The 13,775-nt window shown below is 71.8% G+C and carries 13 protein-coding genes and 1 pseudogene; 7 read left to right on the forward strand and 7 right to left on the reverse strand.

Features of this window, described 5'->3' with window-relative positions; all coding sequences use genetic code 11:
• Window positions 1-327: 327 nt before the first annotated feature.
• The 3 genes from OG736_RS00220 to OG736_RS00230 all read right to left on the reverse strand — a co-directional run bounded on the left by OG736_RS00220 (window position 328) and on the right by OG736_RS00230 (window position 2,716).
• The gene (locus tag OG736_RS00220; RefSeq protein ID WP_327180521.1) at window positions 328-825 is read right to left on the reverse strand and encodes a GNAT family N-acetyltransferase; all 498 of its coding nucleotides are present in this window, start codon (window positions 823-825) and stop codon (window positions 328-330) included.
• Complete coding sequence (locus tag OG736_RS00225) at window positions 822-2,120, reverse strand: RNA-guided endonuclease InsQ/TnpB family protein (protein WP_327187475.1); 1,299 nt, start codon at window positions 2,118-2,120, stop codon at window positions 822-824. The genes OG736_RS00220 and OG736_RS00225 overlap by 4 nt, the downstream gene beginning before the upstream one ends.
• 227 nt (window positions 2,121-2,347) lie before the next feature.
• Window positions 2,348-2,716, reverse strand: a complete 369-nt coding sequence (locus OG736_RS00230) for a PPOX class F420-dependent oxidoreductase (protein WP_327180522.1) — start codon at window positions 2,714-2,716, stop codon at window positions 2,348-2,350.
• A 225-nt stretch (window positions 2,717-2,941) separates the two neighbouring features.
• On the opposite strand from OG736_RS00230, the gene OG736_RS00235 reads away from it, so the two are divergent.
• Window positions 2,942-3,064: a hypothetical protein gene (locus OG736_RS00235; protein ID WP_327180523.1), complete on the forward strand. Its 123-nt coding sequence runs from the start codon at window positions 2,942-2,944 to the stop codon at window positions 3,062-3,064.
• Window positions 3,065-3,097: 33 nt separating this feature from the next.
• Here the strand turns inward: OG736_RS00235 and OG736_RS00240 are convergent, their stop codons facing one another.
• A complete protein-coding gene (locus OG736_RS00240) occupies window positions 3,098-4,339 on the reverse strand; it encodes a hypothetical protein (protein WP_327180524.1) in 1,242 nt (413 codons plus the stop codon).
• 233 nt (window positions 4,340-4,572) lie between these two features.
• On the opposite strand from OG736_RS00240, the gene OG736_RS00245 reads away from it, so the two are divergent.
• Window positions 4,573-5,622 carry an aromatic acid exporter family protein gene (locus OG736_RS00245; RefSeq protein ID WP_327180525.1) on the forward strand — a complete coding sequence of 350 codons (1,050 nt, stop codon included), beginning with the start codon at window positions 4,573-4,575 and terminating at the stop codon, window positions 5,620-5,622.
• Window positions 5,623-5,737: 115 nt separating this feature from the next.
• Here the strand turns inward: OG736_RS00245 and OG736_RS00250 are convergent, their stop codons facing one another.
• Window positions 5,738-6,427, reverse strand: coding sequence for a GAF and ANTAR domain-containing protein (locus tag OG736_RS00250; protein ID WP_327180526.1), 690 nt, complete (start codon window positions 6,425-6,427; stop codon window positions 5,738-5,740).
• A 220-nt stretch (window positions 6,428-6,647) separates the two neighbouring features.
• On the opposite strand from OG736_RS00250, the gene OG736_RS00255 reads away from it, so the two are divergent.
• From OG736_RS00255 to OG736_RS00265, 3 genes are all read left to right on the forward strand, one after another.
• Complete coding sequence (locus tag OG736_RS00255) at window positions 6,648-7,469, forward strand: SDR family oxidoreductase (protein WP_327180527.1); 822 nt, start codon at window positions 6,648-6,650, stop codon at window positions 7,467-7,469.
• A gap of 187 nt (window positions 7,470-7,656) precedes the next feature.
• Window positions 7,657-8,142 (forward strand): hypothetical protein, encoded by a 486-nt coding sequence (locus OG736_RS00260; protein WP_327180528.1) that lies wholly within the window; start codon window positions 7,657-7,659, stop codon window positions 8,140-8,142.
• A gap of 91 nt (window positions 8,143-8,233) precedes the next feature.
• Entirely contained in the window at window positions 8,234-8,776 is a 543-nt protein-coding gene (locus tag OG736_RS00265) for a DUF1707 SHOCT-like domain-containing protein (protein WP_327180529.1), read from the forward strand.
• 69 nt (window positions 8,777-8,845) lie between these two features.
• Here the strand turns inward: OG736_RS00265 and OG736_RS00270 are convergent, their stop codons facing one another.
• Entirely contained in the window at window positions 8,846-9,664 is an 819-nt protein-coding gene (locus OG736_RS00270) for an SGNH/GDSL hydrolase family protein (protein WP_327180530.1), read from the reverse strand.
• Between the two features lie 265 nt (window positions 9,665-9,929).
• Entirely contained in the window at window positions 9,930-12,257 is a 2,328-nt protein-coding gene (locus OG736_RS00275) for a coiled-coil domain-containing protein (RefSeq protein ID WP_327180531.1), read from the reverse strand.
• Between the two features lie 194 nt (window positions 12,258-12,451).
• Here OG736_RS00275 and OG736_RS00280 point away from each other — a divergent pair, with 194 nt between their 5' ends.
• A complete protein-coding gene (locus tag OG736_RS00280; RefSeq protein ID WP_327180532.1) occupies window positions 12,452-12,598 on the forward strand; it encodes a hypothetical protein in 147 nt (48 codons plus the stop codon).
• 837 nt (window positions 12,599-13,435) lie between these two features.
• Window positions 13,436-13,645, forward strand: a pseudogene (locus tag OG736_RS00285) (hypothetical protein); the annotation flags it as partial.
• Between the last annotated feature and the right edge of the window lie 130 nt (window positions 13,646-13,775).

A 13,775-nucleotide genomic window follows, 5' to 3' on the forward strand; every position in this document is an offset into this window, starting at 1 on the left:
CGAAAGGCTCTGCGGGGCTTCAGCCGGACGATCGTCCCCGCAGGCAATAGGTGAGGCCCGGGGACACTGTCCCCCTCACGACCACATCCTGCACAACACCCGCCACCACAGCGGCATTCCCGCCCCCCTCAACCGGCCGGACGGGCTCCCGTCCCGGTTCGGGAGATGCACGAAACGGAAGCCCTGCTGTCGTTCCCTGCCGGGCGGGCGTACGGATGCGGCAGGCGCCGCGCGGTCTGCACGACGGGCGGCGCGGTCTCGCGCGTTCGGTGCGAGTGGCGGCGTCCGGTCTGCCGGTGGCAAGGGGCGCCCTGCGGCGGTGGTCTCTCACACGGTGCGCTCCATGCAGACCAGCCGGTCCCGGCTCTCCCACGACTCGGCGACGGTGAAGCCGAGCCGTTCGTACAGGGCGATGGCAGCCGTCCGCCATTCCCACACCGACAGCCGTACCGTGCCGGCGCCGTTCTCCGCCGCGTGCGCGAGCGCGGCGCCGATCAGGGCGGACGCGATGCCGCGGCCGCGGAACGCCGGGTCCGTCCAGAGTCTTTTGATCTCCGAGCGTCCGCCCGCGGGGCCGGTCAGGACGAGGCAGCCTGCGGCCGTGTCACCGCTCAGGGCCATCAGCACGGTGTCGTCGGCGAACGCGGCCCGCGGGCTGAGGATTTCCGTCCGGTAGCGGTCCGGCAGCTTGTCGGCGTCCGCGACGGCGCTGCCCTTCTCGGCCTCGGTCCGCAGGTGGTAGGCCGCCAGCAGTTCGGCCAGCCGATCCGCCGGGAGGCGCCGGCCCGGCCACTGGACGATGACTGCCTCGCGTGGATCGGTCATTGCTCCAGCATCCACGACCTGTATCCGGCACCCGACGCGGGGCAGGCTGGTGCCCGCACGGCACTGGGAAGAAGGTTCCAAGGCGATGAAGTATGCGGCTGGGTTGGGCTGCAAGGAGCTGGGGGCGCCGGGATCCGATGCCGGTGATGGCCTTGCAGCTGGTCCGGTCGATGCAGGAGCCTCGGGCCGGTACTTGCGCATGGCGCGTTTGACGATGCGGGGCCGACCCTGACGTCCTTCCCCGTCTGAATGGGGGATGCCAATCGATGGCCGACCACCACCGCCGGCCTGGTCTTCGACGTCCTCGACACGGCAGCCGGCTGGGCCACCGGGCAGATCGAGTGGTTGAGTCCGGCCTTGGAGGCGGCTCCGTTGGGCAGGAAGCTGCCCGGGGTCGTGGGGTCCGGCTTCGGGGCGGGAGCCTTGACCATATTGCGGATCTTGAGGTCTTCGTGCGCGATGAAGTCGTGTTCGCGCACGAGGTCGAGGGCGGTCTTGTGTGCGTGGTCGAGACGCTGGCACCGGACCTTACGGTGCAGGTCGGCGACCTTCTGAACGGCCCGCTGGTGATTCTTGGTGCGCTTGTCGCGGCGCACCCGGGGGAAGCGGGACAGAGCCCGCTGTGCGGCTTCGCGTTTCGCGGCGGCGCGGCGGCCGTGGCGCGGGTTGGCGACGTGCTCGCCGTTGGAGGTGGTGAGGAAGCAGGCGATGCCCAGGTCGATGCCGACCACGCTGCCCGTCTTGGGCAGCGGCTCCGGCTGGGACTGCTCGGCGCCCAGGATCACATACCAGCGCTTGCCTTCGCGCTTGACGGAGACGGTCTTGACCTTGCCGACCACGGGCCGGTGCTGGTCGACCTTGACGTGCCCGACGCCTAGGAAGCGGACACGGGTGAGGGGGTCGTGCGGGGTGGAGTCCCAGCGGCAGCCGTCGCCGTCCTTGGGGAAGTCCACCGTGTCGAACCAGTTCACACCCCGAAAACGCGGGTAGCCCGGCGTCTGGCCGGACTTGACCCGGCGGAAGAACGCGGCGAACGCCTTGTCCAGACGGCGCAACGTCGCCTGCTGCGACGAGAACGACCAGCGACCCTGACGCTCCGGGTCGAAGGAACGGATCTCCCTGAGCTGCGCGGACTGCTGCCCGTACTTGACGCTCGTCTTCGAGGCGTGCCGCCAGGCGTCGCGGCGTTCCTGCAACGCTCCGTTGCAGAGCGCGCAGTGATCGGCCAGCATCGCGGCGAGCGCGGCCGTCTGGCGAACGGTGGGCCGCATGAGGAACCTGTACGCACGGATCATCCGGCCCACCCCCTTCGGCCAATGTGTGATCAACCTAGCGGGGGCCACTGACAACGCAGTGAACTCCGGCGCTGCGCGCCTCCGGACCGAGGATGCGTTTCCCTCCCCGGGTGAAGCCGGGGATACCCACGCAAGATCAGGGATGGCAAGGATCGACCTGCCCGTGGCGCCGGCGAGGTCACCAACAGCAGCCTCCGCCGCCCACGACCGACTTCACGGCCCTGCGGCTATTCCTGGAGGCCCCAGCTGTGGATCCGCCTGGGGTGGACGCGGATCACCTCCTCGCTGAAGTGCGGGCCCAACTCGTGCGGGCCGACGAGGAGTTCGGCCTCTCCTCGGATGTCCACACCGCGCACCGTCCAGGGCCGCAGGCTCACGACGTCGTCCACGACGAGCGCGGCCTTCGGGTTCTTGCGCAGGTTGCGCCACTTCTTCGTCCGTCCCATGGCGAACCCGCCGATCAGGATCGTGCCGTCTTCTTGCAGGAAGAACCCCACGGGATTGGCCTGCGGCTGCCCCGACGGGTCGACCGTCGCGAGGCGCCCCAACCGCTGCGACATCAGGTACGCACGTTCGGTCGCGCTGAATTCGGTCATGGCAGCAGCCAAACATGTTCCCGGCCGCGCGCACATCGGGTCACCGACCTAGGTCCGGGGGCTGAGCCCGAGTCCCGACCCCTGCGTCGGCGAAGGCGAGGGTGGGGCCCGGAAAAGGGCTTTGACGTGTGGTTCGCGGTCGCCGATGGTTGGGCCGGACGTTCGGGTCGGGAGGGCACGAACCGCCGTGCCGGCGACGACTGCCGCGCGGTGAGGGAGTTGTGCATGATTGTCGTGTCGGCCGCCTCGGGGGCTTTCGGACGGCTGGTCATCGACCGGCTGGAGGCCGTCGCCACGGTCCTCGCCCCGCCCGCCTCGTCGGCCGCCGGTCCTGCTGTGCCGGGGTGACGTCCCCGGCCGGCGGTGCCGTGCTCAGGGGCGTCAGAGGTTGCGGAAGTCCTTCGCGTCCGGGTAGGTCACGCCGGTGCAGCCGCGCCGCTTGGTGATGTCGTCGACGTAGGCGCGGAACAGGGTGTTCAGCCGCCGGGAGCCGAGGATGTCGTCGTAGGTGTAGCTGGAACTGAGGGTGTGCAGGGCGGGCCTGCCGTCGCAGACGGAGGAGGCCCACCACGCTCCGTCGGCGTGTCCGGCCGTTCCCGCTTCGATGACCGCGTCCTCGGCACCGAGGAGTTCGTATCCCACGGTGTGCGCCTCCGGGCCGAAGTAGGAGGCGGTGCGCAGCCACCAGGGCGAGTGGGTGAGCGCGCTGCGGGCGTAGTCGCGCTGGTCGTCGTCGAGGCCGTCGGCGATCCGGCCCACCTGGTCGGGGCCGACCGCCAGAAGGCAGCCTTCGAGGGGGTTGGCGTCGCGGACGGGTACCGCGAGGGCGCGGTCGGGCAGCCGGTCCTGTCCCTGCTGCGTGAGGTGTGCGGCGAACCAGCTGCAGGAGCCGCCGGCCGTCTTCGCGGGGCGAAGAGCGACCGGCACGGAGGCGAGCCGGCGGGCGGGCAGGGCGGCCAGCCGGGCCTTGCAGCCGATCTGGCCGGCTGCCGCCTCGGCGGCGGTGCGGGCGAGGCGGGCGAGGCGTTCGCGGTCGGCTGCGGAGACGTCGTCGTAGTCGGCGCGGGCGGTGACGTTCAGCAGCTCGGGGGCCGTCGCGCGGCTGCCCGGTCCGCACTCGGCGCGGACGGTCGTGTACCAGTCCCCGTACCGGCCCAGGGTGCCGTCGCCCACCGGCCACGCTTCGGGGCGCCGGTCGGCGACCGCCGTGACATCGCCCTTCTCGGTGCCGTCGGTGTCGGGGTCGGTGTCGTAGAACGGCTCGAGTTCGCTGTCGTCACCGATCCAGTTCATCGGCTCGGAGGCGTCGCTGCGCCGCACCACCAGCGTGAACAGGCCCGTGGTCTTTCCGGGGCCGGGCACCTTGTAGACGGTGCAGGAACTGTGCGGTTCGCGGCTGTCGATCCGGTACTCGTCGTAGTCGCTGGCCTTCGCCCGGACCATCCCGCCCTGCAGGTCCATCACCGCGGCCCCCGACACGAGCCCGCCGCACGCCGCGCTGATGTCGCGCTCGCTGGACGCGCGGTCGCGGAGGTCGTCGGCCGTCAGCCAGCCCGCGTACAGGCTCAGCCCGATCCCGCCCCACGCCGTCCACCGCCACAGCCCGATCAACCCCGCGCGCACCGCAACTCCCCCGTGGTGAAACCGTCCGGCGCGATCCGTGCCGCGCCGGTGGACGAGCGTAGACGGCCGCCGGCCGGCACGTTGAGGGAGGGCGGGAGACACGTTCCGCACAGACCCGCGGGCGTGCGGGCGGCTCGTAATCTGGTCGGGTCTCATCGCCTGTGGGAGGAGAGTGTGCTCGTGCCGCCGTACAGGGATGGGGCTGCGGGCGGGGCTGCGCGTTGCCGTCGGCGGTGAGCGTCCCGGGCCGCCTCGGCCGTCCGGTGCCCGGCGGGCTGCGCCGGTTGAGCGTGCAGGAGGTGCGGGGCGGGGCCCGGATGGTGCTGTGCGCCACGCTGTCGTGGTACCTGTCGGTCGAGCTGGGCATCAACAGTGCCCCCATCGCCGCTGTGCTGCCTGCGGTGTTCACCCTGTCCGGGATCCCGCTGTGGGCCCCGCGGCTGGGGCTCTACCGTCTGGCCAGTGTCCTGCTGGGGGTGGGTATCGCGGCGGTCGCCCTGCGCTGGCTTCCCGTGTCCACGCTCTCCCTCGCCGTCGTGGTGAGCGCCGGATACCTCGCCAGTCTCCTGGTGCGTATCGACGGTGCTCCCAGCCAGCAGGTGCTCGTCAGCGCCGTGCTCGTCTTCGGTGTGCCCGTCTCCGGCTATCCGGAGCAGCGCGTTCTGGAGAATCTGGTCGGGATCGCGGTGGTCATCCTCCTGGGCCCCCTGCTGTGGCCTCCCGACCCCTGCCGTCTGCTGTCCGGCCGGCTCGACGCCTACCGCGACCGCCTCGACCGTCTGCTGGCGGAGCCGGTCCGCCACCCCGGCCGGGCCCCGCTTCGGCAGGAGGCCGGGCAGGCGGGGGGCCTGTGGCAGCAGCCCCATGACCTCGGGCGGGATCTGGACCGGGCCCGGCGGGCGCTGCGCTGGAGTGTGACGCACCGTCGTTCGGCCGCCGCGCTCGACGAGGTCGGACACCGCATCCAGCTGGCCGAACGCACCGCGGCTCCCCTGCACTGTCTCACCGCACAGCTGCAGGCCCCGGGCCGGGCGGCGGCGGCCGTCCCCGGTGACGCTCACGCCTGCGAGGGCCCGGGCCCGCTGCTGGACGCCGTGCGGCACGCGCTGGTCCGCGCGCTGGCCGGCGCCGATCCCGCGGAACCGATCGCCCGGGCCCGGACGATCGGCGAACAGGGCGGGCCGGCCTCGAGCGGCCGGCACGACAGCCTGCTTCGCGGCCTCCTGCTGCTGGTCCTCGACCGGCTCGACGACTACCGCGAAGCGCACTTCACCGGCCGATGACCTGCCGGCGGCCCGGCGGCAGCACGAGGGCCGGGTGCCGGCCGGCAGGGAGGCAGGCAGTCTCCCGCACTTACGGGAGTCGGCCTCCCACCGTCACGGCAGGCCGACTCGCACGTCATGGCAGGCCGCCGCCTGCGCAGACCTGGTGGGCGACTTCGCGGAGTTTGACGTTGTTCTCCTGCGAGTAGCGGCGCAGCACGTCGAAGGCCTGCTCCTCGGTGATGTGGTGGCGGCCCATGAGGATGCCCATGGCCTCGCCGATGGCGTGCCGGGTGGCGATGGCCTGTTCCATCTGGGCGTGGGTGCGGGCGCTGGAGAGGGCGACCGCGGCGTGGGAGGCGAGCAGCCAGCCGGCGGTCTCGCTGGCCTCGGTGAACGCGCCGGGCTTGCGGGAGTAGAGGTTCAGCGCGCCGAGGTTCTCGTCCTCGGTGAACAGCAGGAAGCCCATCATGCTGCCCACGCCGAGCGAGTGGGCCCTGGGGGCGTAGGCGGGCCAGCGCTGGTGCTCGCCGGTGAGGTCGGCGATACGGAAGAGCCGTTCTCCGCGCGCGCTGCGGGCGGCGTCGAAGCAGGGTCCTTCGCCGAGCTGTTCCTGGAGCCGGTCGCTGTCGACGACGAGCTGGCCGGTGGGGGCGAGGGTCTGCACCTTCGCGGCGTGCCGTACGAGAATGCCGGCCGCGTCGCAGCCGTCGACCAGTTCGGTGGCCGATGCCGTGATCCGCTCCAGCGTGTCGTCGACCGAATCCTGCGCCAGCAGATCACGCGCCATCGAGGCCATCTGCTGCGCGAACCGACCCCAGTCCACTTCGACTCCTGTCCATCGTCCGCCTGGACAAGCCTCCTACCCAGCCTTTCACGCAACCTGCACAGCGGTGCCGGTGAATGACGCTCCTTCTGACCGGAAGGCGACCTGCCCACGGTGCCGGAAGGTCACACGGCACGCAGGCCCGCGCGGCCCCCTGGCGCACAGCGGACGCCGCAGCGACGAGGGCGCGGTGACGGTGTGCTCGCTACCGTGTCGGTCCATGACAGTCCTGATCATCGGGGGCAGCGGTTTCCTGGGCGCCGCGCTGATCCGCCAGGCCGCCGCCGCGGGGCGGCAGACGTCCGCGACGTTCGCGTCCCGGCCCGGCAGCGCCTTCCACGGTGTGGCCTGGCATCCGCTCGACGTCCGCGATCCCGCGCGGGTCGTCGCGGTGATCGCCGGCGTTGCCCCCTCGGTCGTGGTCAACGTGTCGAGCGGCGGCGCCGACTGGGCGGTCACCGCCGACGGCGCCGTCCGCGTGGCGCTGGCCGCAGCCGAGCAGGGCTGCCGCCTGGTCCACGTCTCCAGCGACGCGGTGTTCTCCGGTGCGCGCGTCCGCTACGACGAGAGCTGCCCGCCCGATCCGCTCACCCCGTACGGCGCCGCGAAGGCCGCTGCCGAGACGGCGGTGCGGCTGCTGGTGCCGGCCGCCGCCGTCACCCGGACCTCGCTGATCGTCGGACACGGCCGGTCCGTGCACGAGCGCTTGGTGCACGCCCTGGCCGACGGCACCCGCGAGGGGGCCCTGTTCACCGACGACATCCGCTGCCCGGTCCATGTCGACGACCTGGCCGCCGCCCTGTGGGAGATCGCGCTGTCCGACACGGCCGGGATGTTCCACCTCGCCGGGCCGGACGCCCTGAGCCGCCACGACCTCGGTGTGCTGATCGCCCGGCGCGACGGCCTCGACGGTGCGCGGCTGCCCGCCGGGCGACGAGCCGGGTCCGGCCTGCCCGGGGCCCTCGACGTACGGCTCGACAGCGGCGCGACGCAGGAGCGGCTGCGTACCAGGCTGCGCGGCGCACGCGAGTTCCTTCGGTGAGGTTCCTCAGGGCGTGCCGCGGACGTCGGCGGCGCCGAGGTGCTGCGCGGCCCGACGCCGGCATGACCCGACCAGCCGGCCCAGCCCCGCCCTGGTCCCGCCGCACCACTGTCAGCACCCCTCGTTACAGTGCCGACCACCTCACTGTGCTGCGCCCCGCCGAGGGGCCTGGAAAGGACGTCACCGCATGTCCATGTGGCTCGCCCTCGTAAAAGTCGACCCCGTGCTGCTGTCCGCGGTCCAGGAGCAACCGGAGTTGGCCGGTGCCCTGTTCTTCGAGGACGACGTCCCGGAGCCCCTGGCTTCCGGCGTCCACCCGACCGGAGACTGCTTCCACTACGACTACCGCCTGCTGTCGGAGATGGCCGAAGGCCGGTCCGGAGCCGAGAAGGGCACCCCGAAGTGGCACACGGCGTACCCCTGGCTGGCGCGGGCCACGGGCGAGAACTGCTCCACCCTCGAGGGGTTCGAGTTCGGCTACGGTCCCGCGCACTTCCTGAGCCCGCACGAGGTCGGGCAGGTCGCAGCGGGGTTGGCCGGCGAACACTGGACGAGCCGAGCCGCAGCGACCCACTGGAACGCCGAGGCCGAGGAGCGGGACTTCGACGACCTCGTTCCGTTCTTCGCCAGGGCGGCAGCCGAGGGCAAGGCGATATTCGGCGGCGTGTACTAGGGCCTGTGGCCGGAGGCGGCCGGTGTCGGGGGTGTCCGGCGGGGCGCACCGGATCGTGTGCCCGTCGCCGGGCCGGCAGTAGGGTGCAAGGGTGACCGCTCTGCCGGACGACCGGCCGCCGCTGATCGGCGAAGAGGACCGTGACACGGCCGTGCGGCGCCTGCGGGAGGCGTACGCCGAAGGTCACCTCTCGCACGAGGATCTGGACGAACGCCTGCACCGGGTGCTCACCGTCACCACGCACGGCGAGCTCGTGGCGGCGCTGGCCTCGCTGCCGGAGGAGGACGCGGGCACCACGTCCACGATCGCCGCGGCCGGCGGCCGGATCAAGCGCAGCGGGGCATGGCGGGTACCTCGGTTCCTCAAGGTCGAGTCCGCGTTCGCAAGGGTGCGTCTGGACCTGTCGCGGGCGGTCATCGAGTATCCGGTGGTCGACATCGAGCTGCAGCTCGGCACCGGCCGGGCGAAGATCACGGTGCCGCGCGACGCGATCGTCGAGTACGAGGCGCTGCACACCGGGTGGAAGGACACGCGGTACCGGGCCCCGCGCAGTTCCCGCCCCGGCGGGCCGAGGATCCGGATCTCCGGGACCATGGGGTTCGGACGGCTGAAGATCCGTCACGCACGGCGCTGAGGTTCCGTCGGGCGCGGCGTTGAGGTTCCGTCGGGCGCCAGGCCTGCGCCGGCGCAGGCCACGCTGTCCCTAAGGGGCTTGCCGTTGGCCGGTGTCCGCCGCGGAGCCGGGCGTGGCATGCACGGGCAGGAGTTGGGGGCGTTTCGCGGTGCGGGCGTCGCCGGAGGACTTGCCGCGCAGACGGCGGCCGAGCCAGGGGCCGAGGTGTGCGGCCGCCCAGCGCAGTTCGGCTCCCGCGGCCTGCCGGCCCGTGGGAACCCTCCGGGGCGGGAGGGGGAGCGTCCAGGTGTCGCCGCTTCCGGGCAGGTCGACGGCTTGGGCGAGGGCCGCGGCGATCCGTTCGTGGCCGAGGGCGCTTGCGTGAAGTCGGTCCGCGGTCCACAGCCGGGGGTCGGTGGTGACGGCCTGCCGGCCGGTTTCGGCGACCGTGACCCCGTGACGGGCGGCCGCGGCGCGGATACGGGTGTTGAGGTCGAACACGCGGGACCTGACGGGCCGGGCGAGGGGCGCGATCTTCGCGATGTCGGGGAAGGTCAGTGTCACCACGTGGGTCCCGGCATCCGTGAGCGCGGCGAACATCTCTTCCAGGTGCCCGGCCACTTCTGCGGCGCTGTACCGCGGCCGGAGCAGGTCGTTGACCCCGGCGACGACGGTGGCCAGGTCGGGGCGCAGGGCCAGGGCAGGCCCCAGCTGTTCCGCGCGGACCTGGCCGGCGGTACGTCCGCGTACGGCCAGATTGGCGTACCGGAGGCCGGGGTTGAGGGCTGCGAGGTGCTCGGCGAACCGGTCGGCGAAGCCGCGCAGGCCGACGGTGTCGTCGCCGTCGCCCAGCCCTTCGGTCTGGCTGTCGCCCAGGGCGACGTAGCGCAGGTATGCACCGCTCGGCATGCGGCCCCTTCCCTCGTCCACCCCCTCATCATAGTCAAAAAAATGACTAATCAGATCCTTGTGTTCACCGGCTTCGTGCCCGGCGCAGCGCCGGAGCCTGACCGCCCGTCGAGCGAAGGCCGAGCACGGTCGGCTGTACCCGCCCGGGCCCTTTCACGGGTACGCGGCCACGGACCGTCGGCCACGGCCCGTACTCCCCCGGCGGATCCCGCCACGGAGCAGCGGCCCGCACCTGCCGGCGGAGTGCGCCGGTCAGCAACACGGCCTAGCCGCGTCGTGCCCGCCGGCCCGGCCGGTCGGAGAGGCCTAGCAGCCGGGAGCCGTTGTGGGGGTCGTTCACGCAGTGCTCGCCGCGCAGTTGGGCCCTGAAGTGCCGTCCGTGTGTCTCGTGGGCCTGGGCGGACAGATGCTCGGCGTGCTTCGTCAGGCCGGCCGCGTGCAGGGCGGAGAGCAGATCCGCCTGGTCGGACACCGGACGTCGGTGGACGACCTGGTCGATGATGCGTCGCACGACGCGTTCGCTGCGCGGTGCGGGGCCTCCGACCGCCATGATCCTGCTGACCAGCAGGACGATGTCGAGGACCGGGCAGTTCAGGCACAGGTCCTGGATGAGCGTGTCGAGGTGCACGTTCAGTGTGGCGGACTCCAGGGCGAGCATCAGGTGGGCGGCGGTCTCCACCCCCATGCCGTGGGCGTGTTGGCGCAGGACGTCCAGGCGGGCGTAGTGCGATCCGGATCTGCCGAGCGACTGCAGGAAGAGGCCGGCGTGTCCGACCAGATCGTCGTAGACCATGCACCGGAAGACGACGGTGGCGTGGTCCGGCAGCCCGCAGAACTCCAGGCAGGTGAGGAGTGCCGCGGCCCGGTCGGGGGCGAGGATGCGGGTGGCCGCGGCCATGATCGCCTCCGAGCCCGGAACCGGGCCGTCCAGCGCCGCGATCAGCTGCCGGATCTGTGCCGTGTCCCTGCGGTCCATGATCAGCATGAGGAGGTCAGTGGCCAGCTGGTGGCGTCCTGACATGTAGAGCTCGTCGATCAGCACGGCGATGTCGTCGGCGGGGCGGCTGTCCGCGGCCTGGGCCAGTACCGTCCAGGCGCGCTGGTCCCGCAGGGCATGCAGGAGGGGAACGAGATGTCCGACGCTGCGCTGCTGAGTGTGGGTGAAGACGGTCTCGGCGTCGGCTTCCAGGCCGTGTTCGGTCAGGGAGCGGATGAACTCGGCCACCTCGGCTGCGGAGCGGGTGGAGGCGGCCTCCGCCTGGAGGACGTCGGCGTATCTGCCCAGGCATGCCTGACGCAGTGTGATGCTCAGGGTCACCAGGTCGGTCAGGGGGCGCTGAGCGGCTGCGGCGGCCATGGCGGCCACGACTGCGTCGCCGAGCTCGGTGTCGGTGAGCTGCAGGGCGGCCGATACCAGGTCGGGCAGCGGGCGGACCACGGCCGCGGCCTGCAGCAGGCTTTCGGCGTAGCGGGGAAGCCCGCAGCGGTGCAGGGCGATGGCCAGCGCGGCCATGCTCTCGGGCTGATGGAACTTCACCGAGGCCTGGACGAGGATCAGTACGTAGTCCTCGAGGCCTTCACGGGTCAGTTCGCGGGCCAGTGCGCTGGTGTCGTCGATGGAGCGCACCATCACCATGGCCGGCAGTGCGGTCTGGGCGTGGGCGTCGAAGCCCGCCTGCCGCAGCGCCGCCAGGAGTCCCACCACTTCTTCGATCGTGCGTGACTGGCTGGCCGCTCTGACCAGTTCGCTCGCCATGGCCTGGCGGGTACGCAGTTCCAGGTCGCTGACGGCGCGGACCAGTTCGGGTACCGATGATCTGCGGTCGGCTTCTTCCAGCATGGCCATGATCGACGGAGTGTCGCCGTCCCGGTGGCCGTCCGAGCCGAGTTCCTGAACGGTTTCGAGCTGGATCTCCAGGCGGTGGCACCGGTCCTCGGCGGCGATCAGCTCGGCGCGGGCCACCGCCAGGGACTCCTGCAGGTAGATGACCTGCTCCTGCAGATCGCCGCACTCCTCTTGCAGCCGGGTGTACTCCCCCTGCCAGACCTCGAGTTCGGCGCGGTGGGTGAGCTGCTGCCCCTCGATGCCGTTCTCGAGGTTGCGGACCCGGCCCCGCACGTGCTCCAGCCGGCTCTCCCGGTCCCGCAGGGCCTCTTCCAGAGCCCGCTGGCGGGTGGTGATACGCCGGGTCTCGTCGTCGGCCTCGGCCAGTCTGTCCTGGAGTGCCTGGGCCTTGCTGCTGGGCCGGTGGGACTTCAGTGCCTGGCGGTGCAGGTCTCTGAGGGCTTCCTCGGCTTCGGGGGTGAGCGGGCACTGTGCGTCCTGTACGTCCGCGATCACTCCTGCGACGAAGTCCCACGGCGGGAGACGTTCACCGCTGAGGTAGCGGGTGACGGAACTCGCGTTGAGGAAGCGGCGCGCGGCGTAGCGGCGGACGCTGATGCCCAGGGCGAGGAAGACCTGCCGCAGGTCCTCCGCCAGGGCGCGTTTCTCGGGGGCCAGACCGTCCTTGAGCGGTGCCAGACGCACCTGTGGCCGGACCGCCGCGGTGACCGCCGTCTGTGCCGGGTTGGGCACCTGTCCGTTGTGCATCGGGTCAGTATCACCGAGTGGCAACTGCCCTGCCCGTCCTGTGGTGTTGCCGCTTCGGACGGCAACACCGCCAGGGGCTGCCATGGTGAACGGCAACGCCCGCAAGGGCTTTCCGTGCCGGTGGACGGGGTGGGGATCGGTCACCATCGCAGCGCAGGGCGCACCCGCCCGGCAATGGACCGGGAGGTACCGCGATGACCGTGCTCGACAAGGACCGACGCTCTGCCGCCGCGCGGGCGGTGTTCTGGCGCCGCCTGGGCCGGCAGGCCGCCCTCGGGGCGGCGGGCGCGGCCGGCTCCGGCGTCGTCAGCCTGGCGTTGTGGTGGCTGACGTCCCGCTGAGGCATCCCGCTGGGGACATGGCGTCCCGGTGGCCTCGCGGTGCGTTCTGTGGTGCGTTTCGTGGCGCGTTTTTCGGTGGCTTTCGTGGCGCGCGGAATCCTGTTTCTGTACACACGCAGGCTGCCGGATTCCCATGGCAGGTACCGGGGTTTCCGTTGGGCGAGGTCCCGTTCTGGCGGGGCGCGAGAACGTGCCAGGGGGTTCCTGCCGGTAACAGGAACCCCCTCGTTCCCCCGGTGGGTCGTGCTGCCGAGCCCAGGAAGACAGGACAGTTCCTGCGGGGGTGCGGCCGGGCCGCTGTCTTCCAGCTCATCACCGAACCGCCTCCGCCGCACGATCGTTCGCGTCTTCGGGAGCCTTCGGAAGGGGCGCCGGGGTTTCGGAACGCCGTCCATGCAGGTCACAGGGGCGCGGGTCGGGGCGGGGGGATTGCGCTGCGGCCGGGCGCGCCGGTGGCGGCGGTGGCTGCGGCAAGAAGCCGGTCAGCATGCGACACGGACCGAAGAATTCAGAAATAGATCGGAGTACCCGTCAGCCGGTAACGGAAAAGCGGAATCCTGACTCGGCAGGAGCATCCTCGTCCCTCTTGAGTTCCGCTCGCGCAACAGCCTTGCCGCGGAACGTCTTCGCATTTCAGGACCGGGGAATCCAGAACGCCTCGTGGACCGGCCGGTAACCGGACACGGGGTGCTCCGTGCGGCGTATGCGGCGCCGCGCCCAGGAAGACAGGAATTCGTTCATGCTGCATCGATACAGCCCTCGCCGCCGGCGCCGGTTCCCGGCCGGCGCGCCCGGCATCGTCACGGCCGCCGGCGCGGCCGCCGCGGGAGGTGTGTGATGGTGTGGGACCAGGTGCCCGGCGGGCGGCAGGCGGAGCACGAGACAGTGCCGCCGCGGATCGGCGGCCAGCAGCAGTTCCGTGAGGAACTGACGAGACTGCGCACCGGGCTCGGGGTGTCGCTCGCCCAGCTCGAGCAGGCCAGCCAGCGGCAGGGCAAGCGGCTGCCGCCGGCCACCGTCTCCAATGTGCTGTCGCGGGACAGGCTGCCGGAGTGGGAGTTCGTCGCCGATTTCCTGGCCGCGTGCGGTCTGGACGAGGCGCGGCGCGGGCCCTGGCAGCAGGCCTGGCGGGAGCTGGCCGCGGTGTCCGCGACCCAGGCTTCCGTCCCGGCGCCGG

The organism is Streptomyces sp. NBC_01334 (genome assembly GCF_035983595.1).
Taxonomy (GTDB): domain Bacteria; phylum Actinomycetota; class Actinomycetes; order Streptomycetales; family Streptomycetaceae; genus Streptomyces; species Streptomyces coriariae.

What these genes read in the sequence shown, in the direction of transcription:
- OG736_RS00220 (WP_327180521.1), bottom strand. Translation starts at nt 825, where the DNA reads ATGACCGATCCACGCGAGGCAGTCATCGTCCAGTGGCCGGGCCGGCGC.
- OG736_RS00225 (WP_327187475.1), bottom strand. Translation starts at nt 2,120, where the DNA reads ATGATCCGTGCGTACAGGTTCCTCATGCGGCCCACCGTTCGCCAGACG.
- OG736_RS00230 (WP_327180522.1), bottom strand. Translation starts at nt 2,716, where the DNA reads ATGACCGAATTCAGCGCGACCGAACGTGCGTACCTGATGTCGCAGCGG.
- OG736_RS00235 (WP_327180523.1), top strand. Translation starts at nt 2,942, where the DNA reads ATGATTGTCGTGTCGGCCGCCTCGGGGGCTTTCGGACGGCTGGTCATC.
- OG736_RS00255 (WP_327180527.1), top strand. Translation starts at nt 6,648, where the DNA reads ATGACAGTCCTGATCATCGGGGGCAGCGGTTTCCTGGGCGCCGCGCTG.
- OG736_RS00260 (WP_327180528.1), top strand. Translation starts at nt 7,657, where the DNA reads ATGTCCATGTGGCTCGCCCTCGTAAAAGTCGACCCCGTGCTGCTGTCC.
- OG736_RS00270 (WP_327180530.1), bottom strand. Translation starts at nt 9,664, where the DNA reads ATGCCGAGCGGTGCATACCTGCGCTACGTCGCCCTGGGCGACAGCCAG.
- OG736_RS00275 (WP_327180531.1), bottom strand. Translation starts at nt 12,257, where the DNA reads ATGCACAACGGACAGGTGCCCAACCCGGCACAGACGGCGGTCACCGCG.
- OG736_RS00280 (WP_327180532.1), top strand. Translation starts at nt 12,452, where the DNA reads ATGACCGTGCTCGACAAGGACCGACGCTCTGCCGCCGCGCGGGCGGTG.